The 20340-nt window shown below is 56.9% G+C and carries 14 protein-coding genes and 1 other RNA gene; 2 read left to right on the top strand and 13 right to left on the bottom strand.

Annotation, left to right across the window (positions count from 1 at the left end):
- Positions 1-188: 188 nt before the first annotated feature.
- Positions 189-326 carry a hypothetical protein gene (locus tag ACI3L3_RS10065; protein ID WP_404845229.1) on the top strand — a complete coding sequence of 46 codons (138 nt, stop codon included), beginning with the start codon at positions 189-191 and terminating at the stop codon, positions 324-326.
- 98 nt (positions 327-424) lie between these two features.
- Here the strand turns inward: ACI3L3_RS10065 and ACI3L3_RS10060 are convergent, their stop codons facing one another.
- The 11 genes from ACI3L3_RS10060 to ACI3L3_RS10010 form a co-directional block, all read right to left on the bottom strand.
- The gene (locus ACI3L3_RS10060) at positions 425-4084 is read right to left on the bottom strand and encodes an RNA-binding domain-containing protein (RefSeq protein ID WP_404844974.1); all 3660 of its coding nucleotides are present in this window, start codon (positions 4082-4084) and stop codon (positions 425-427) included.
- 280 nt (positions 4085-4364) lie between these two features.
- Positions 4365-5771 carry an HNH endonuclease domain-containing protein gene (locus ACI3L3_RS10055; RefSeq protein WP_404844973.1) on the bottom strand — a complete coding sequence of 469 codons (1407 nt, stop codon included), beginning with the start codon at positions 5769-5771 and terminating at the stop codon, positions 4365-4367.
- Between the two features lie 426 nt (positions 5772-6197).
- Positions 6198-6551: a transfer-messenger RNA gene (gene ssrA / locus ACI3L3_RS10050) on the bottom strand.
- Between the two features lie 388 nt (positions 6552-6939).
- Entirely contained in the window at positions 6940-8178 is a 1239-nt protein-coding gene (gene lysA, locus ACI3L3_RS10045; protein WP_404844972.1) for a diaminopimelate decarboxylase, read from the bottom strand.
- Positions 8179-8368: 190 nt separating this feature from the next.
- Entirely contained in the window at positions 8369-8791 is a 423-nt protein-coding gene (locus tag ACI3L3_RS10040; protein WP_404844971.1) for a hypothetical protein, read from the bottom strand.
- A gap of 4 nt (positions 8792-8795) precedes the next feature.
- Positions 8796-11444 (bottom strand): DNA mismatch repair protein MutS, encoded by a 2649-nt coding sequence (gene mutS / locus ACI3L3_RS10035; protein WP_404845223.1) that lies wholly within the window; start codon positions 11442-11444, stop codon positions 8796-8798.
- Positions 11445-11521: 77 nt separating this feature from the next.
- Positions 11522-12664, bottom strand: a complete 1143-nt coding sequence (locus ACI3L3_RS10030; protein ID WP_404844970.1) for a tetratricopeptide repeat protein — start codon at positions 12662-12664, stop codon at positions 11522-11524.
- A 29-nt stretch (positions 12665-12693) separates the two neighbouring features.
- Entirely contained in the window at positions 12694-13059 is a 366-nt protein-coding gene (locus tag ACI3L3_RS10025) for a lipopolysaccharide assembly protein LapA domain-containing protein (protein WP_404844969.1), read from the bottom strand.
- Positions 13059-13574, bottom strand: a complete 516-nt coding sequence (locus ACI3L3_RS10020) for an HIT family protein (RefSeq protein ID WP_404844968.1) — start codon at positions 13572-13574, stop codon at positions 13059-13061. The genes ACI3L3_RS10025 and ACI3L3_RS10020 overlap by 1 nt, the downstream gene beginning before the upstream one ends.
- Positions 13575-13606: 32 nt before the next feature.
- The gene (locus ACI3L3_RS10015) at positions 13607-14077 is read right to left on the bottom strand and encodes a TIGR00725 family protein (protein ID WP_404844967.1); all 471 of its coding nucleotides are present in this window, start codon (positions 14075-14077) and stop codon (positions 13607-13609) included.
- Positions 14078-14376: 299 nt separating this feature from the next.
- Complete coding sequence (locus ACI3L3_RS10010) at positions 14377-17208, bottom strand: CBS domain-containing protein (protein WP_404844966.1); 2832 nt, start codon at positions 17206-17208, stop codon at positions 14377-14379.
- Between the two features lie 340 nt (positions 17209-17548).
- Here ACI3L3_RS10010 and ACI3L3_RS10005 point away from each other — a divergent pair, with 340 nt between their 5' ends.
- On the top strand, positions 17549-18484 hold the full coding sequence (locus ACI3L3_RS10005; RefSeq protein ID WP_404844965.1) for a methionyl-tRNA formyltransferase: 936 nt from the start codon (positions 17549-17551) through the stop codon (positions 18482-18484).
- Here the strand turns inward: ACI3L3_RS10005 and ACI3L3_RS10000 are convergent.
- Positions 18449-19198, bottom strand: a complete 750-nt coding sequence (locus ACI3L3_RS10000; protein ID WP_404844964.1) for a hypothetical protein — start codon at positions 19196-19198, stop codon at positions 18449-18451. The genes ACI3L3_RS10005 and ACI3L3_RS10000 overlap by 36 nt on opposite strands.
- Positions 19199-19297: 99 nt before the next feature.
- Positions 19298-20233 (bottom strand): site-specific tyrosine recombinase XerD, encoded by a 936-nt coding sequence (gene xerD, locus ACI3L3_RS09995; RefSeq protein WP_404845222.1) that lies wholly within the window; start codon positions 20231-20233, stop codon positions 19298-19300.
- Between the last annotated feature and the right edge of the window lie 107 nt (positions 20234-20340).

Raw genomic sequence — 20340 nt, 5'->3', positions numbered from 1 at the left:
AAAGGGAAAGACTGGAATTCAGAAGAGAATACCCTACCGCTTTGGCGCTTGTTAACCTGTGACGGCGTAAGAATCAATGGTTGACAGAAACTATGTTAAATTGAGTCAAACTGGACCGGTAATCCCCCCGGAAAAGAGTGGTTCTGAAAAGTAGAATTTTCTCGTAAAACTAACCGAGGAGATTCGACATGAAGAAATCGCGTTACACAGACTCGCAGATCTTGGGGATTCTTAAGGCGTTTGACATCAGCCAGACCTGCTATCGCTATGAGCCGAAACTCTCGGCTGAAAACGATTTGATTGCAGACTGGCTCATACTGAAGTAGGCCCCATTTTGACCGGGGTATGCATATGAGTATCCGAAGTGAAGCCCCTTCTAGGAGGTAGTAGGAACTACCTCCTAGGTCCTACATTGTAGCAACAATCAAGCATCCTCTACGTCCCATGCTCTAAGGCCATCGTAGCTGAACCCAACGTAGAATCTAACTCGCAGATTCTCGGACTGTCCACTTGAATACCCAGCAACACTAGGAACAAAGAATGCTTTCATCCCACCAACTTCGATTGTCCCTTTTTCTGGTCCCCGGATTTCCGAAATAACACCTTCCATTTTCACTAACTTAGTTGTGTTGCGCCAAAAAGCTAAGTCGCGATTCCACTCTCCCAGTGAGCTTTGATGGACCAGTTGTTTGATTCCTGCCCCACTTCCGGCCCACTCAAAACTTCTCAGGCGATCCCGCCTGCGTTGTGCTTGATGTTTGCACTTCTCAAGGTGCTCATAAGACTTGCTCACAGCAACGGTAGAACCAGAAAAGGCTTGAAGCGCATACAAAACATATAAATAGTACGATGCATCCAAGTCGTCGCTGACCGCGCTCCAGTATGCAACTTTTTCAATGACTGTCTCAATGGAAGGGGGGAGATCTAACTCCCTTACAGCCTGTAACCAAAGTCGCAAGTTATTAGCTTTGCCAGGTTCTTCCTCAATATTGGCTTTCAAAAGATTAACGATGCGGTCTACATCTCGCTTTGCCATGGTTCCCCAGTCTCGCTTGTGTTTGGACAACAATGTCCAGACAATTTGACGGCGTATCGGCGGAGCATATGTCACTTGCTTATCAAGCAAGTTCTGCCACGCTTGCAACGCCTCCCCATGGTCGCCATAAAGGGCATCAAGGTTAGCTCGACATCGTAATTCGTGATCGCTTGGTTGCTCAGTTTGTCGCAGGAGTCTCAGTTCGGACAAAAGATTCTCTGCTCGTTCAAAAGCCCCCCTCACCCACTCGTCGCTCGAATTTGCAGCGGCAAGTAGCGGCCTGCTAGAAGCCTCTTTTCCACAATAATCCAAAAGTCTAATAATCGTTTGCGATTCACTTACATAGCCATACTCATTTTCAGGGTTGATTTCCCTTGACTCAGTAAAGCTATCAGAGGCCTGTTTTGCTTTTTCCACAACCTCCTTGATGTCACTTCCCTGCTGAATCATATCGTCTAGTTGACGTCGAAGAGCCATACCTTTCATATGGTGTATCACGTGGTCAGAATCATCAATTTCTAAAGCTCGCTCCAGGGCGGCTATAGCATTGGCGTAGTCTCCCATGTGGTGACTATAGAATCTACCCAAATGAGCCCAATAGTGATGGTTTTCAGGAAATGATTCCGTCAAACGCTTAAAGATGCTTAATTTCCCTTCATCGTTTGGAATATCGGATATTATTCTTGAAAACAGTTCCCTACCGGACTGCTCAGTTCCCAGCATAGTGTTGTTATCTCTATAGATAAAAACTTGCTGTAACAGCTCCATAATATGTGCCCAAGCCTTTTCCCCTCTCGAGCAGATGGATATAAATTTTTTTGCCCAAATAACTATGAACTGTTTCCACGTTCGCCCTTCAAAACCCTTTGGCTGCATTCCAATTTCTAAAACTTTTTCAGATATAAGGTAATGCAAAGGCCGCCATTTAGAGCCCTTTTCATATGTAATCAGGTTAAGCGCAGCAGCATCAAAGACACCTTGAAGATCGACCGGTTTGTTTGGAGGGAGACCTAAATAATCCGCAAAAAATTGTGCTTCCATTGAGGTCTGGCCGTAATAATGTGCCATCGCCAGGCAAATCAAAATGGTTCTTTGTTTCTCGTTCATTTTAGCTAAATGACGGCGAACAAAATCTTCAAGTGAAACATACTCTTTTTCAAAAGCAACTAGACCCAGATAAAATAAAGTTTTTTCAGCTTTTTGAGAGCCTTGCGCGGCCCGCTGTATGTCGTCCGCTCGTTTCGGAACATCTCGGCATAGTACATGCGTAAAAATGGGCAGTTCTCTATCTGACAGTTCCGCAGGTAGAAAAAGGAGGTTGTCGCCCCTTGTTGTTTTTTCGTAACGCCTTTGAACGATAACGAAAGTTGTCGGTACATTTCTTGACGCAAGAATCTTGTTTAAGTCGTTCGATTGTGCCTGTGAGACTTTGTTCCCATCAATCAGGACTAAAACAGGTAACTTAGAAATTGAATACAATTTCCCAATACGTTCCGCAGTATTTTGTGAGGAAGAACTGCTGTTCAATCGTACACAAGGGTACTCATGTTTCATGTCCCATAACAACCGGCAACCAATGGTCGTGCCGCCTGCTCCTGGCTCATGGTATAAATTAATTCTTTCAGCCCTTCTTCGCGTTAAAGATTCACGGACTTTTCTTTCAAGCTTTCTTGACAGGTCTCGATCTATATCAAGTCTCAAAGCTAAGTCGTACCATGAGACAGTTTTTCCACGCCTATAATCATTGGTTGTCTCTGTCTCTGGTTCAGGGCTATTCCCTATCCCCATGTGTACAATTTCTAATTCTTCACTAAGCCAAGCTATTTCTTCGTGATCCAATACCAATGGAGCACCTGAGCTCGACGGTATGGACGAATCTTCTGTTAATGCGTCCTTAGGTCGAAATTGATGCAATCCTCCAAGTAATTGGTGAAGAGGTAAGGAGAAATGGATAGCATCAAACAATTGGGCAATATTTTTTGCTTCATCAGAATTATTAGATACAATAACAACATCGAGACCGTCCGATAACTCTTCGTATGCAATTTCGAGAAAAGACCTCATATGTTCGTGCATTTGCTCGTCGTACAGTAAGACAACAATAGTAATTGGCCTGTTTACGACATTAGATACCTTGGACATTTTGAGTCTGATATCTTTAACGTATTTCGCCTTCCAGTCGATCCATCGACCTATCGAAATCGTGCTGTCCCGACCATCGATTCCTCGTGTGTAATACCAATATGTTGAAGTGGTCGGACAGTAATTCACATCGTCTTCAATTGTCATCTGGTGTAAGGCTCTTCGCTTTTCAAAATCTGTCTTGACGTGTTTTAAGGCTCCGGAAGAGGAGCTCTTGTGGTCAAAATCTGCAACGAAAGCCCAATTGATAGACCCTAAATATGACAGGTGGCCGTTTGCTTCCTGTGGGGAAAGTGCTGTTGTGGTCAATATGTATGACCGCCTAGGGTCGAAGCAGTCTACAGCATTTACAAATGGATCCCATGTATTGGAAGCGTATTGACTCAAGGCTTCTAGTGGTTCTGAGTTATGCAAAAACCACGCGAACACATCTTTTTCTTCCTCATATGTTGCGATGTCATTCTGAGTTCCCCTCCGTAGATACAAAGTCCTTTCTTTGAGGATGTTATTTGCTCTCCCCGTATAGAAGAAAGGTCCATGATCGCGGTACGGAGGAATCGTGATTATTCCAAAAGTACATCCGTCAATTATGACCGTTTCGTATGCGAACTGCGGCATCGGATGCACACATCTATGAAGCTTACTTTGAAGATCTGCATCGTCGATGTAATCTTCAATTCCCAAGAGGTCATTACTACCATCTGGGTGCTCCTTTACGCCCAGAATGATTCGGGACTCAGAGTCTCTAGGCGTATTGGCCATGCTGAGAATATCTTTAACAAACTTTGATCGCTTGTACCGCTTCTCTTTTTTGTCTGCACCGGAAAAATCGTACATTTCGGCCTTGAAGTCTAATTGAAAGCTTTCACTTTTATCACATAAAGCCTTGAAGTCGCGATCGTTCATACTATTTCACCTAGAGCGATTTAAGTGTTTCTTTGTGACATTACTTCTTGCCAAGTCGACCGAAATAATCCTGCCACACAAAAGTGGATAGTCAGTTAAGCCACTTTCTCCATGAGCTAACGTGTTTAAAATTCTGGCAATGCCTTTACCTGTTTCCGGAGGGCCTTCTTCGACTGTTGCAATATGCTTTATATATTCAAAGAAGGCCTCTTGGGCTTTTTCCCTATTTGAAAACTCTCGATGCCTGATGAACTACGTTTTGAAGGTACGAAAGGTAGATTCAGCCTGGACGCAGTCCCCACCTCTCCATCCCCCGATGCTCCGCGGTTATGTCCGCCTGCCGCGCAAGAGCCCCGAAGAGAGGTTCTTTCCAGTCTCCATCGCCTACCTTAATCCCAAGCGTAGACCGCAGCTCTCCGGCGAAGATTCTTGGCTTGGCCGAGGCGGCGAAGTCCCAGAAAGAGTTAAAGTGCGTGCGCGCAGCTTTAAGGGTGTCGATACTGGGGATTTTGTCGGACTTCTGGGTGTTTATGCTGGGTTTGGCCGGCATGAGGTTCCAGAGGTCGTTATTGTAGAAGATGGAGTAGGGCAGGATGTGGTCCATGGCGAAGGTGCTCGCCCGGAGCTGGGCATTTGAGTAGACGCAGCTAAGCTGCCCGGTTCGGTCGAGGTACTCCAGGGCGACTTCACGGGCGAGGCTTTGGTCTCTGGACTCGATTTCCTCGGTCAGAATCGCCGGGAGGATGTCCGTAAGGCTTTTGGGGGTATCACGTCGCGCTGAGAGGCGAACGCTCTCCTGAGCCCATTTTACGGCGATTGCGTCGGACAGGATATTGCCGAAGACCTTCATCTCGAAGAAGAGATCCACGGGCACCCGAATGGCTCCGCGGGTGGATATATAATCGGCAAATGATGAAAGATTGCAGGGGCTCGCGTAGAAATGCTTGTCGGAGCTGATGAAAGTTTCCGGTCTTCCGGCGTGCCGCACGGGGCCCGTCATGATGACGGTGCGCAGGCTGGTCATGAGTTCACGCGTAAGGCCGTAAAACGGTGAGGACTTCTCAAATCCTTTCTTGAACTCCGCGATGAACTGCGTCATGGGGCAGAGGCCGAACTGCGACTTGGCAAGCTTCATTACTTCGCGCAGTTCATCCTCAAAGGCCATGTTCGTTCTGCGGGTAATCTGTGGAATGCCTTTCTCCACGAGTGGCCAGTAATACTTGATCCACTGAAGACAGACGAGTCCGTAGGGGATGAAGGCATAGTCCTGCCCATCCTCGGTATGGAACTCGACAAGCTCGCTGCTCAGGCCCGATGCGATGTCCACGAGGGCGCGAAGTAGGGCGATTTTGTATGTGGCGACCTTGTAGTCGTCGTAAAGAATGGACGAGATTGTTTCGATGCTGTTGTTTCTGGCTGGCAGAAACTGGAAGAGAAGCCCTTGGTCGGCGTCATCTATGTATTCAAAGCCATAGGTCCGAAGCAGGAGCTTTTCGGAAATGTCCCTTGGAGCGGCAAGAATTCGGTCTCCGCTCTGAAGCTCACGTGCTTTGGCATGCAGTTCAGACAGGGTGATCTCTGAAAGGGTGGCGGCAACGCCGTCAGGAAGCGGCGCAGACGTGCAGGTCATTGGTGCTCCTATGGCGCCAACGGTGAAGAGCTTGATGGCGTCTCGTCGGGTCGGCATGAACTGGTCCTTGCGAGGAGAATCAGAATGAAGGGCAGTCTCAGCTCCTCGACGAAGAGACTGCCGGGCAGTTGCGTCAGCAAGGCTATACGGGATGGCCTTCCCGTACCAGTTAAGGACGATATATCTTTTGAAACGCTATATCAATTCCCAACTCATTGCTTACGCAATGTTTGACACCAAGAAAAAAACCTTTTTGATAATATGATGAGAAGTGCAAGGGGAGAGGAATAGCCCTGAATGAGTGATCACTCAGAGGGCACGTGAAGGCGAGTCGGAGGAGCTTCGGCTCGCTTCATTTTGGGAGTCGAAATGCACGTAAGTTGATTTTCGTTTTTTCAACTTACGTGAAATGCCATTCACCACCGATTCACCACCAAAAAAAGCCCTTGGACGGATCCAAGGGCTTGATTTTGTTGGGGTATCTGGTGGAGGCGGGGGGAATCGAACCCCCGTCCGAGAATGCTCCACACAAGGCGTCTACAGGCTTAGTCCATCATTTGTGTCTTACCGATTGCCCGCCGACGGACAGGCTTGCGCACGGCCAGTTCACCTTGGTTCTCGCCCTGATTCCGGCGAACACGAATCAGTAGCCAGCCTGAAAGGGGTGTCACCGCTCCGATTTATCAGGCATCCATCGGTTAAGTGCTGGCTAATTAAGCTGCCAGAGCGTATTCGGTATCATTGGCATTTATAGCCTTGCCGCTTTTTTACGAGGCCAGCGGCGCCTCGGCCTGCAACCTTGGCTTCAACCATCCCCGTCGAAACCAGGTCGCCCCCAATCAAAGAGCTAGGGGGAATATAGGGACTTTTCAAGATTTGGCAAGGGGGTCGTGGGGAGTTCGGTAAAATTCTTTGTGTGCCGGGAGGATGTGACGCTCTGGGAATTTTGCATAAGGGGTATTCCTTCCGGCAGGATGCGTGTAGTATGTGACCAACTCCCCATCCTGCGTTCGCAGGTTGGGTCCACAAGTGGGCAGGGGGGCATATGCTCCCTGCTTTCGGCGTTCCAGCCCGCCGAAAGCGTGAATACCCCGGCCGCATCGGGACTCCAGCGGCCGGGGCTTCGCGTTTCGTGCCCTACAGTCCTTCATCAAAACACAAAGGGCGCGCCTGCTTCTTCGCAGACGCGCCCTCATTTTGTGGCTCACATTGTGCGTGGAGGCGTTTAGCGCTCCAGCGCAGTCAGGTCGTCGTAGGTCTCTCGGCGGCGCGCCACGGTGACGTTTTCGCCGTCTACGATGATCTCGCACGCACGCGGGCGGGAATTGTAGTTGGAGCTCATGGTGAAGCCGTATGCGCCCGCAGAGAAGCAGGCGAGGAATTCGCCGGACTCCACACGCGGCAGCTGCCTGTCGCGCGCGAGGAAGTCGCCGGATTCGCAAATGGGACCGACCACGTCCACATCTTCCTCCGGACGCCCGGCCGGGGCGACTTCGGCAATGCGGTGGAAGGAGCCGTACAGCGAGGGACGGACAAGGTCGTTCATGGCGGCGTCCACAATGACGAAGTGCTTGCTGGGCGTCTGCTTCGTGTAGACGACCTCGGTCACAAGGATGCCCGCGTTACCCGCGATGCTTCGGCCCGGCTCCAAAATGAGTGTGATGGGCAGGTCTGCAAGGCGCTTGGCAAGAGCTTCGCCGAACTCGGCAGGGTGGGGCGGCTCTTCCTCGTCGTAGGTGATGCCAAGGCCGCCGCCAAGGTCGATGTACTCGATGCACAGGCCCATGTCGCACAGCTGCTGATAGAAGCTCAGAATCTTCTCCAGCGCTTCAAGGAACGGCTCCACGGTGGTGAGCTGGGAACCGATATGGCAGTCGATGCCGACGGCCTCCACAGCCGGGAGTTCCTTGGCGCGGCGGTAGGTGGCAAGGGAGGTCTCAAGGTCCAGCCCAAACTTGTTTTTCTTCATCCCGGTGGAGATGTAGGGGTGGGTCTTGGGGTCGACATCGGGGTTGATGCGTACGGAAATGCGGGCGGTTTTGCCCATTTCCTGCGCCACAGAGCCGATGCGCTCCAGCTCCTGCTGCGACTCCACGTTGAACATGAGGATGTTTGCCTCAAGCGCCTCGCGGATTTCGGCAGTACGCTTGCCAACGCCGGAGTAGACGATTTTCTGCGGGTCCACGCCAGCGGCGAGGGCGCGGTGCAGTTCGCCGCCGGAGACAATGTCCATGCCAGCGCCCATTTCGGCCAGCAGCTTCAGCACGGAGAGGTTGGAATTGGCCTTGACGGAATAGCACGTCATGTGCCGCAGCGAGGTAAATGCCGAATCATACGCCTTAAAATGGCGGCGCAGGGTGGCGGCGGAATAGACGTACAGCGGGGTGCCGTACTCCTTGGCAAGGTCGGCGACCTTGAGGTCTTCCGCGTGGAGTTCTCCGTCCTTAAGAGTGAAGAAATGCATGCCGTTCTCCTGATATCCCTATAACGATTGAAGATTCAAAGAAGCAGTGTCATGGCGGTGTTGCTGTGCCAGTGGCGGGGCTGCGCCCCGGCTTCTCCGCCGGCATCGAACGCCATCGTGCGCCACTGCGAAAGGATGGCGCACATCTTCCAATGTGGCAAGCGGCCCTGTGCGGCGCGGCAGACGCCGGTTACGGAACCATCTGGACCTTGGTTGAGGTGCCCCGGATGCTTGTGTGGACATTGTCGGCGGTAACGCGCCACAAAAGCGGCTGGTCGCCCATACCGCAGGCGCGCAGGGTGAGGCTGCCACCGCTGAGGGTCATGTCCTTGGAAGCACGGGTAAATTCGATGCGGCGCTCGGGCGTAAAAGGGCACCCCGGGCAGTCTGCGGAGGAGACCTCCAGATACACGGCAGCGACCTTGCGCCAGTTGCCGGTGACGTCGGCCTTGACGGTAACGCAGCCGTTTTTCAGCGTGGCTGTGGCATTTTCGATGGCGAAGGTGTCCTGAGAGGTCTGCGGCTCGGGCCAAACTTTTTTGCCGCAGCCACCAAGCATGACGGCGCAGAGCAGGGCGGCCATCAGGCCGAGAAGCAGTCGAGACGTGCGCATGGGGTTAGTCCTTGTTGGTACCGGTGGCCTTCCACCGGTGTAAGAGGTTCAGGGCGTCAAGGGGCGTCAGGGCGTTCACGTCCAGTCCGTCCAGCTCATTGAGAACAGCAAGCCGCTCCGGCTCTATGCCCGGGCCGCATTCCTCGTCGGGGATGGGCGCATCCGCCGGGATAAGGCCGGGGAGCAGGACGCTTTTGGTCTCCGGCTGGGGCGGGCGGTTGCCGTTGGACTCGCGCGAGCGGCGTTCAAGGTCATGCAGAATGTCCTTGGCGCGGGCAACAACGCCGCGGGGCACGCCTGCGAGCTTGGCAACCTCGATACCGTAGCTTCGGTCCGACGGACCGGGAAGCAGACGGCGCAGGAAGATGATGTCGCCCTTGTGTTCCTTGACCGCGATGTTGAAATTGGCCACCTGCGGCATTTTGCTCTCAAGCACGGTCAGCTCATGATAATGGGTGGCGAAAAGGGTGCGGACGCCGCCCTTGCCGCGCGCGCACAGCTCCTCCACCACCGCCCAGGCAAGGGCGAGGCCGTCAAAGGTACTGGTGCCGCGGCCAATTTCGTCGAGAATGACGAGGCTTCTGCGCCCGGCTTGCCGCAGGATGCGCGCCGTCTCCATCATTTCAACCATAAAGGTACTCTGGCCCTGCGCAAGGTTGTCCGATGCGCCAACGCGGGAGAAAATGCGGTCCGCAATGCCGATGCGGGCGCTGCGCGCCGGGACGAAGGAGCCAATCTGCGCCATGATGGTGATAATGGCCGCCTGACGGAGCACTGTGGACTTACCCGCCATGTTGGGGCCGGTGATGACCAGCAGGCGCTTGTTTTCGTCCACGCGCACGTCGTTGGGGATATAGTTGGCGCTACCTTGCACGGCCTCCACCACGGGGTGTCGTCCGGCGGTGATGGACAGCTCCAGCCCGTCATGCATCTCCGGGCAGTTCCAGTCGTTTTGGGCGGCGGCTTCGGCCAGTCCCTGCCAGTAGTCCAGCGCGGCGATGCGCCCGGCCATGTCCATGAAGCGGTGCCGCGCGCCGGCGACTTTTTCCCGCAGCTCGTTGAACAGGCGGTATTCCAGCATCTTGCGCTGGTCCGAGGCCGACAGGAGCTTGTCCTCCAGCTCCTTGAGCTGGGGCGTGATATAGCGCTCGCTGTTGACAAGGGTCTGCTTGCGCTCAAAGTGGTAGGGCACCTTGTCGGACAGGGTCTTCGGAATGTCGAAATAGTAGCCGAAAACCTTATTGAAGCCGATTTTGATGCGTTCCAGCCCGGAATCCTGTTTCACTTCCTCCAGCAGCGCTTTGAGGCGGCCTTCGCCATGCTCGGTCAGGTCCATCAGCTCGTCCAACTCGGCATTGTAGCCGTAGCGGAACAGGCCGCCCTCGGTGATGAGGTGGGGCGGATTATCGGCAAGGGCGGTAGCCAAAAGCTGTGCCCAGTCCGAAAGGCTGTCCCAGCCTTTGAGCATTTGGTCCATGACGCGGGGCAGGGCGTCGCCTTCGGTGCCGCGCGCCTGCTCCAGCAGGTCTTCCACATCGGGGAGCACCGCAAGGGAGTTGCGCAGGGCGAGAAAATCCTTGGGCGTGGCGCGGTTGAGGAAAATGCGCGTGGACAGGCGCTCAAGGTCATACACGCTGTCCAGCTTTTCGCGCAGGTCCTCGCGCAGCTCTTCGCCGTGGAACAGGAAGGCGATGGCCTCCTGCGTAGCCATGATGGGCTTTTCGTCCTTCCACGGGCGTTGCAGGCGCTCCGCCAGCAGGCGTCCGCCCATGGGAGTCATGGTGCGGTCCAGAACGTGCCACAGCGTGCCGCGCCCGCGTCCGCCGTCCAAACGCCGAAAAATCTCCAGATTGCGTTCCGTGACTTCATCCAGCAGCAGATGCTTGCTGAGGCTCAGCGGCCGGAATGGCGCAAGGTGGGTGAGGTCGTGCTTCTGGGTCTGGCGCAGGTAGGCGAGGATGGCTCCGCAGCACTGGGTCAGCTGGGGCTTGTCGTCAAGGTCCAGCGCGTCCAGGTCGGCCACGCCCTGCGAATCCATAACCCGGCGCTTGGAGCCGGGCAGGTCAAAGAATGACTGGAGCGGCACGAAGTGGACCTTGGACTCAAGGTCGGTAAAGCGCTTTGGCACGTCGTATTCGCGGGTGAGCAGAATTTCGCGCGGGTCGGTCTTTTCCATCCACTGCCAGAGTTCGACCTCTTTGGTGCTTTGGATGCCGGACCATTCGCCCGTGGAAAAATCCACCCACGCCAGACCGCCGGCACCTGCCTTGGCGTCCCAGAAGAGGGCCGTCAGATAGTTGTGCGTCTTGGACGTGAGGTTAGAGTCCTCCACCACGGTGCCCGGAGTAAGGATGCGTGTGACTTCGCGCTTGACGAGGCCCTTGGCCTGCTTGGGGTCCTCCACCTGCTCGCAGATAGCGACGTTGTGGCCCTTTTCCAGCAGTTTGGAGAGGTAGCCGTCGCAGGAGTGGTAGGGCACGCCGCACATGGGCACGGGCGCGTCAGCGTTGGGATTGCGGGAGGTGAGGGCGATCTGAAGGTCGCGCGCGGCGATCTCCGCGTCCTCGAAGAACAGCTCGTAGAAGTCGCCCATGCGGTAGAACAGCAGGGCATCGGGATATTCGGCCTTAATGCTCAAATATTGTTCGAGCATTGGCGTCAGTTTTGTTTTGCTCACGTGCTCTTTCTATATGCCCGGCGCACTCCGGGACGGGAGGAGCCGGACGCGGGTTATTCGTTGATGAGGGTGCGGTACGTGATGGAGTGCCAGCTCTGGCACCGGGGGCACCGGAAGAAGACCTGCTCGCGTTTCAGGCCGCAGCGTCGGCAGACAAAGCGTTTCAGCCCGCGGGCATGTTTGACGAAGAACTCAAGCTGCTGGCGAAACGCCGGGGACAGTGGCTGATCGTCCATGCTAATGGCCAAAAGTTCAAGGCGTGCGGGCCAAAAGTCCGGATTGAGCACAAGGGTTTTTTCCAGCCATGCGCGGGACTTTTCGCTGTCGTGGCTACAGACCATCCATGCGGCGTAAAACTGCGCCAAGAGGTCCGGGTCGCGTTTTTCCAAAACGGAGAGAACCGCGTCGCACAGTTCTCTAGGCGGGTGATAACTGAAGGGTTTGTCCGTGTCGAGTTCGCCTTCCAGCGCGTCGTGCTGGCGGGCGGCGGCGAGGATGCCTTCAAACAGGACAAAGGCGAGGCTGTCGTCCACCTTACTGAGCGCCTTGTGCAGGTGCCTTGACAGGGTGGGCCAGTCCTCGTTGGCGAGGTCGTGCAGCAGATGGGCCTGCCACGCTTCAACGGAGCCGGGGTAGGTCTTGAGGGCTTTTTTGAGCCACTTGTTCCCGGCTGCGACGTTGTCGGCGTCGAAGTGGTCCTGCGCAAGGCGGACCATGTAGTGAGCCTCGGCAATGTCGTTGCCAAGCTGGGCATAATAGCGCGAGGCGCGTTCAAAGTCGCCTGTGTCGGCTGTCATGCGGGCCAGTTCGTCAACGATGGCGGGGTTGTCGCCGGAAATTTTGCGCGCCTGCTCAAAGGCGCCAAGGGCGCGGTCGATAAAGCCGCCGCGCTTGTAGTCCAGCCCCAGTTCGTACCATGTTTTGGCCTTGACGGCGTCGTCCAGACCGGGGCGGACGATGAGGTTTTGACGAATCTGTACCGCCCGCTCAATTTCGCCGTGCGAGCGGTACAGATTCCCAAGAGCCAGATATATTTCAACGGCGTCGGGATTGTCCTTTGCAACCTGACTCAGTTCCGCAATGGCGGCCTGAGTATCACGAGAGACCGGAGCAAAGCTGCCGGGGTCCGCGACCTCGGTGCCGCCGGAGAAGCTCTTGCCACCACGCAAGGGCAAGAGGCGAGTGAGCCAGTTCATGCAAATCCCTTGGCCGCTGCGGCCGTTTTTTACTGTGCTGCGGGAGTTTCGGCTTCTGCGGCCGGGGTCTCTGCCGGGAAGTTTTTGTCCTCCAGCGGCAGATTGCGCAGGGAGGTCACTTCCTTCTCAAGGTTTCTGAGCTTTTTGCGGCAACGGCGCAGCTCTGCACAGGTGCGGAACTTCTCATACAGGAAGTACAGCGTACACAGAATGCCACCCAGCACAAAAGCGGACAGAAGAATGAAATAGATGGGCTGATGGATCAGGAACAAATCCTGCCCGAACAGCGTCAGGCCAAGCTCAACCTGCTGCGACAGGGACTCCATGTTCTGTGCAAACAGCACCATGGTCAGGAAAAACAGGACAAGCAGGGCCAGAACTTTCAAGTAACGCATTAACTTTCCTCCTCCTTGGCGGATTGTTTCGTCTTAAACTCGTCAAAATAGGGTTTGAGGCTGGCATAGGTGTGATCAATATGTTCTGGGATGACGCGGGTTTCCGAGGCGAATGCCATGAAGGAGGAATCCCCGACCCATCGGGGGACGAGATGGAAGTGCAGGTGCTCTTTAATGCCAGCGCCTGCGGCCTCGCCCATGTTGACCCCCATGTTGATGCCTTGGGGGGAGAAGTGCGCTGTGAGTATGCGGGTGGATTCGTGCATGAGGTCCATCATTTCATGGTGTTCTTCCGGACGCAGGTCCACCAGACTCATGACGTGGCGGTACGGCGTCACCATAAGGTGGCCGTTGTTATAAGGGAAAATGTTCATGATGACAAAGGAATACCGCCCCCGGTACAGGATGCGGCGCGCGGCGTCTTCGTCCGTGTGCTTGGGCAGGCAGAAAGGGCAGGTGTCCGGCTTGGGGCCGAGGATGTAATCGAGCCGCCACGGGGCCCATAGTACTTCCATATGACGTACCTCTTGGTTGTGATTGCGCCCGGTTAGTGGGCGTCGTCCGCAATATGCCGCAAAGCGAGGTCCACGGCCTGCCGCGCCGATGTCGCGGCTATGACGCCTGCCATGTCCGCGTAGGTGCCAATGGCGATGACGGCTTTGCCGGCCTTGAGGGCAAAGCCCACCTCGGACAGAGTGCCGCTGCCGCCTTCCACCGCGATGACCACGTCCCCGTTGGCGACAACGAGGGCGTTGCGCATTTGCCCAAGGCCGGTGGCTATGGGCACGTCGATGGCGCTGTTTGCATCGTCCGGGCTATTCCCAGGCAGAATGCCGATGGTGCGGCCACCGAGGTTTTGTGCGCCTTTGGCGGCGGCATGCATCACGCCGCCAAGGCCACCACAGACAAGGTCGCACCCCGCATCAGCGATGCGGCGGCCAACCTCGCGGGCGACTGCGGCGGTGGTTTCGTCGCAGTGGCCGGACCCTATAACGGAAATCCGTGGGCGGCGCTTCATAGTCTTGTCATCCTACCGGCATGTTGTGCGTCACATACGCCGTGAAAGCGAAACATTTACACGGCATAGGCCGCAAGGGCAAGGGGCGCGCTGTGGTCCCCGGCCAGAGAGGCGGCGTAAAGTACCTGAGAACAGCATCAAGACTGTGGAGAAACCACACTCTCCCCGGCACAGACCGAAATGCACCACGCACCTGCGGCGTGTCCAGCGTGTCCGCCGCGCGACACTGCGGCGTCGTTGCCAGCGCCCTGCATGAGGCATGCGCCGCGCCGGCCATATTGCCCCGTGCGCCGCACGGATTACTCCGCGTCGGTCTTTGCCGCACTGTCTGACGCATCCTTTGACGTGTTCTCCCCTGACTTGCCCTCCGGCTCGCCCTCAGGTGCCCCCTCAGCGTCACCTGCTGATGAGGAATTCCCTGCGGCAACTTCACCGGATTGTGAGCCACCCGGCGTAGCGGGGGCCATTTCAAGGCCCAGATAATCCGGGTCGTCCACCAAGCGGTGGGCAAGGGCCAGTTGATCCTCGCGGCACGAGGCCTGCCCGTCCAGCATGGCGGCGCGCAGTTTTTTCAGCACAGTGCCAAACTCCGGCCCCGGCTTGAGGCCCATGGCCAGCAGGTCGTGCCCGTCTATTTCCAGCTCCTGCGTCTTGAGCTGGGTCAGGAACAAGGACATGCTCTTGCGGATGTCCTCCTGATTAAAGCGCGCCATAATGTACAGGATGCCCTCAAGGGGCAACGTCTCCAGCATAAAATACAGTTCGCTGGCAGGCCCGCCCCGGTGCTTCCATTTTTTGTAGGCGTACACGGTGTTGTTCACCTGCGTGCGCAGGGCCAAAAGCTCCGTGGACTGCCGTTTGGTCAGGTTAAAACGCGTGGCAACGGACTGCACGTCCTCCTCGGGCATGCCGTTGAGCATCGCCATGAAGAAAAGCATCCAGTTGTGCGGCAGGTCGCCAAGGTAGAGCAAGCGGTGCCAGTCCAGCACCTTTTTGATTTCCTCCAGCAGCGTTTCCTGCGCCGGGGTCAGCGTCAGCAGGGGGTGCATGGTCTCCAGAATCTTGTAATGCCGCATCTGTTTGAGGCATTCCACGGCGTTTTCCTCGTCAAAGATGAGGTTCATTTCGTGGAAAAGGCGTGTTCCGGAAAGCTTCGGGATCATGTCCAGTTGCATAGCGTTGCGGATAAGGCGGTCCGTCTGGCCGCCAATGCGGAAATTGTAGCGCTTGGCAAAACGGATGCACCGTAGGATGCGCGTTGGGTCCTCCACAAAGGACAGGGAGTGCAGCACGCGGATGACACGGTTTTTGATGTCGCGCTGGGCGCCGAAGAAGTCCACCAGCTTGCCGAAGCGGTCCGGATTGAGCTGCACGGCAAGGGCGTTGATGGTGAAATCGCGCCGGTACAGGTCCATTTTGATGGAGGAAAGCTCCACCGTGGGCAAGGCCGCCGGGTACTCGTAGTATTCAAGGCGGGCCGTGGCCACGTCGATACGCTGGCCGTCCTCAAGGATGACCACGGCGGTGCGGAATTTATGGTGCGCGCGGACGCGCCCGCCCAGCTTGGCCGCAAGGGCGCGGGCAAAGTCGATGCCGTTGCCCTCCACCACAAGGTCAAGGTCGGAGTTGGGCGTATGCATCAGGATATCGCGCACAAAGCCGCCCACGGCGTAGACCTCCATGCCCATGTCACGCCCAAGTTCACCGGCGCGGCGCAGGATGGAGAAGAGTTCCTTGGGCAGTCTGTCGCGTATCATGATGCGGATATTGCGCTCCCGGCGCTTCTCCGGCTGCAGGGACTCCGGAATACGCGCAGGCTCCTCAATAAGGATGTTGATCAGGTCCGTGCGCGTCAGCACGCCAATCACCAGCCCGTTTTCAATGACGGGAACAAGGCGTTGCCCTTGCCCCAGCACGATTTCCATCACGTTGTACAGGTCCGATTCCGGGGCGACGGTGGCGTTGCTGCGGGTCAGGTAGTCCGTGGCGGGCAGATGCCCAAGGCCGTGGGCAACCGCGCGGTCCGCGATTTGATGCTCCAAAATCCCTTGGCATTCCCGCGTTTCGGCCTGCACCACAGGCGCGGCCTTCAGCCCGAAGCGCGTCATGATTTCGCTGGCTTCGGTGATGGTCTTGTCGCTCTCGATGAGGATGGGCGGGTGCGACATAAGCTGGCGGACCCGTTCCTGCGGGGCAATGTGCGACAGCAGCAGGGCGAAAAGCTCGTCCTTCACCTGCGAGGGCGTTCTGTCCTTAATGCTGGCAGACGCCGCGGATGCATGTCCGCCGCCGCCGAATGATGCGCAAATCTGGCTGACGTCTACCTCTGGACTGCGCGAGCGCGCCACAAGCTGAATACGGTCGCCCATGCGGGCAAGGGCGAACAGCACGTTGATGTGCTCCATGTCCAGCATCTTGTGCGCCAGCAGGGCGAAGTCGTTGACGTACTCCTCCGTGCTGACCTCCGTGACCACCACGGCGGTGTTGCGGATGTCGTGCGTTTGTGCGGCCTCCAGCATGGTGTTGAGCAGGGCGACCTGATCGGCGCTGAGGTCGCGGGTGATGAGGTCCGACACAAAGGTGACGTCCATGCCCTGTTCCAGCAGCCACGCCGCAGCCATATAGTCATGTACGGTGGTGGAATTAAAGGTGAAGGAGCCGGTATCCTCATAGATGCCAAGGGCAATGATGTCCGCCTCGCGGTTCTCCACGGTGATGCCTTTCCTTTTCAGCTCGTGGCAGAGGATGGTGGCGGTGGAGCCCCAGTTGTTGACGATGCCTTCCGAGTATTCCACGTCGTCCGGAGTGTCCGGGTGGTGGTCGTAGGCGTGGACAATCAAGCCCTCGTTTTCAAAAACCGGGGCCACGTGGTTCACGCGCGATTTTTGGCGGGTGTCCACCACCACAAGGGTGCTCACCGTGGACAGGTCAATTTCCTTCACGTTGCGGAAGTTGAACATGTACATCGCGCTTTGGATGTAAAAATTGCGCAGGTTGCGCTCCTGCGAACCGGGGAAGACAAGCGTAGCTCCGGGATACAGACGGCTTGCGGCTATCATGGCGGCAAGGGCGTCAAAGTCCGCATTCATATGCGTAGTGATGATGGTTGGGGCGCTGATTTTATTGGACATGGTATCCTGTGGTTCTGCTTTCATGCGCGGCAGTGGCGCGGTGTTGTCATACGTTGCTGCAAGGCTTTGATGCGGGGATGGCGCAGCCGCGTCCACGCAAAACATAAGGCGCGCGGGGAGGGTGCGCGGACTCCCTTACCGTACACGCTTCGGGGCGAGAAGCCACCAAACGCCCGGAAAAGGGGAGACCTGCCGAGGGTTATGGATTTCAGCTTTTTTTTCAAGCACCTAAGGGCAAACTTTTTGCGCCACGGCCTTGCTTTGTGCTTCGCCCGTCCTCTAGTATGGCACAGAATTGTCCCGCATTTCAGGCTGTTCACCTTTGCTCCGGAGGCACCGCATGCGCATTGCAGTCATTGGGCGAACCGGGAAACTCCTTGCGGCGGCGCGCCGCCTGCACGAACAGGGCGCGCGGATTCCCGTGGTCTGGACCTGTCCCCCGCAGGACTACGAAGGCACGCCGCCAGAAGCCTTTGCCGCCTTTGCCCGCGAAGCCGGGGCGGATTACCGCCTCAGCCCTGACCTTATGGCCCCAGAGGCGCAGGCGGCCCTTGCCGCGGCGCGGTGCGATGTCGCCATTTCCATGGGCTATCTCTACCGCATCCCGGAGGCCGTCCGGGCGCTGTTTCCCCACGGCATCCTCAATTGCCACGGCGGCGACCTGCCGCGTTACCGGGGGAGTGCGTGCGCCAACTGGGCCATTTTGCAGGGGGAGACGTCCGTGGCGCTGACGGTGCATCAGATGGCCAACGGCATTGACGCCGGGCCCATACTGCTCAAGGAATACCTTCCCATCTCGGATGGCACCTATATCGGCGACATTATGCAGTGGTACGAGGCGTGCGCGCCGGACCTCCTCGCCAATGCCGCTACGGGCCTCCTGCACGGGGACATCACGCCCCAGCCGCAACCGGCGGACCCTGGGCAGGCGCTCCGGTGCTATCCGCGCCGCCCCGAGGATGGCCGCATCGACTGGACAGCGTCCGCCGAGGCCATCTGCCGCCTTGTCCGCGCGACATCGCGCCCCTTTGCCGGAGCCTTTAGCCTATACGAAGGGCGCGAACGCGTTACGGTATGGCGCGCACGGCCACACCGCCCGGACCAGCCGTTTTTGGCCGTGCCCGGCCATGTGTGCCGTGTGGAAGGGGAAAATCCCGTCGTCGCCTGCGGCGATTCCCGCCAGATGGTGGAGATTGAAGAAGCCGGTATGGAAGGAAAAACGCCTGCCGAGGCCAAAGCGCTACTGCGGCGCAGTGTACGCGCCCGCTTCGTCTGAGGGCAGGGCCTCGGCCTTGCTTTGGCCGTTGGTTATGGCGTCCGCCGCATCCCGCATCACCACCGCGCCGCGCTGCGCCGCCGCGCAGGCCTCGTGGAACCACTCCCGCACGCCCGGCCCCTTGCCCGAAGCAACATGCCTATTGAGCGCGGCCATATCGTGCTGGTCCTTCTTGGCGCAGGCATAATGCGCCATGCTCTGCGTATTCAAATAGATATGGATGGGATGGAAGAGCAGAACCACCGGATCCTGCCTGTCGGCGTCGGCAAGGAGGTCATACGGAGTACGCAGGCCATATTGCAGGCTGGCGCCGTCGCCAAAGTGGATGGGAAACCGGACAAGCCCGGTGTGGTGGACGTAGGGCGGCACTTCGGGGGAATCGTGCGCCATGATGTTGCAATCGTAGGACAACCCAGCCTTGGCAAACAGATAGATGCTGGTGCTGTCCATCCGGTAGCGATGGTTTCGCACGCCGGCGGCGTCCGGGTACAGGTCCAGCAGATGATGCAAGGTGTCGCGGTCTGACGCGTCCGGCTGGCCAAAGAAGGGATGCAGGCCAACCTCGTGCCCTTGTTTGGCTGCCCAGTGCAGCGCGGGACTGTCGTTGGTGGCATAAAACGTGGCAGGGATGCCGTAGGACTCTACAAGGCGCACCGTGTATTCCAACACGGGTTCCGGTGCCCAATCCGCATCAAACGTCAAGGCTACGGCCATGTCTCTCCTCCCTGAGGTGTGGCAGGTCTCGGCCCGCCCGGATTGGCGTAGCCAGCGCAGGAGGACCGTACCACACCACGGGGGCTGTCGCAAAGCCCTCTATTTTTTCGCTTTCATGCCGGAACGTGGATGAAATTGACTGTGCATACGCTTCAGGCGGCCACTTTGCACATGGGTATAGATTTCCGTTGCCGTGATATCGGAGTGCCCAAGGAGGATCTGCACAGTGCGCAGATCCGCGCCCCCCTCCAACAAATGCGTGGCAAAGGAATGCCGGAACGTATGCGGCGAAATATCGCGCGTGATGCCTGCCTCAAGGGCGTAGCGCTTTACGCATTTCCACACCGCTTGGCGCGACAGCCCCTTGCCGGAGCGGTTCAGGAAAACGAAATCCTGCTTTGGCGAAAACTGGGGGCGCCAATGGCGCAGATATGTCTCCAGATACTCCTGCGCGGCGTAATGAATGGGCACCAGCCGCTCCTTCGCGCCCTTGCCAAATATCTTTAACACGCCCACTTGCGGGTCAAAGTCAAAAGCCTTGAGGGCGATAAGCTCGCTCACGCGCAGCCCGCCCGCGTAGAGCAGTTCAAGCATGGTTCTATCGCGGTAGCCCAGCTTTTCCTCGGTGCGCGGGCGCTGCAGAATGGCGGACATCTCCTCCACGGACAGCACTTCCGGCAGTTTGCGGGGGAGCTTGGGGTTTTCCAGATACTGCGACGGATTACCCTGCACCAGCCCTTCGTCCTCCAACCACGCGAAGAACCCGCGCAAGGTGGAGAGATACCGCGCAAGGCTGCGGCTTTTCACGCCCTTTCGCCGCAGGTGGAAGAGGTACAGGGACAGACTTTGCTGTGTCACGCCCTCAAGGGGAGCCTTTTTCTCATCCAAAAAGTCCGTAAATGCCGTAAGGTCAGCGGCGTAGGCGCTGAGCGAGTTCTCGGACAGGCCGCGAACCACCAGCAGGTGCTCAAGGTAGCTGTCCAGCCAGGGATGCGCCGTACGGCGCGGGGCGGTTTCGGAGGGTGTGGAGGTCATAATTTTCGTTGTGGTTGCAGGTTTTCCCATGTGCTCCGCGACGATACACACACGCGCGGCGCTCCTCAAGTGGCGGCAGGAGCTTTTGCGCAGGGGAGGGCGCACCC

The organism is Desulfobaculum sp. SPO524 (genome assembly GCF_044987625.1).
Classification (GTDB): domain Bacteria; phylum Desulfobacterota; class Desulfovibrionia; order Desulfovibrionales; family Desulfovibrionaceae; genus Desulfobaculum.
The sequence above is the reverse complement of the archived record's forward strand: the minus strand, read 5'-3'. Positions and strand labels throughout refer to the sequence as shown.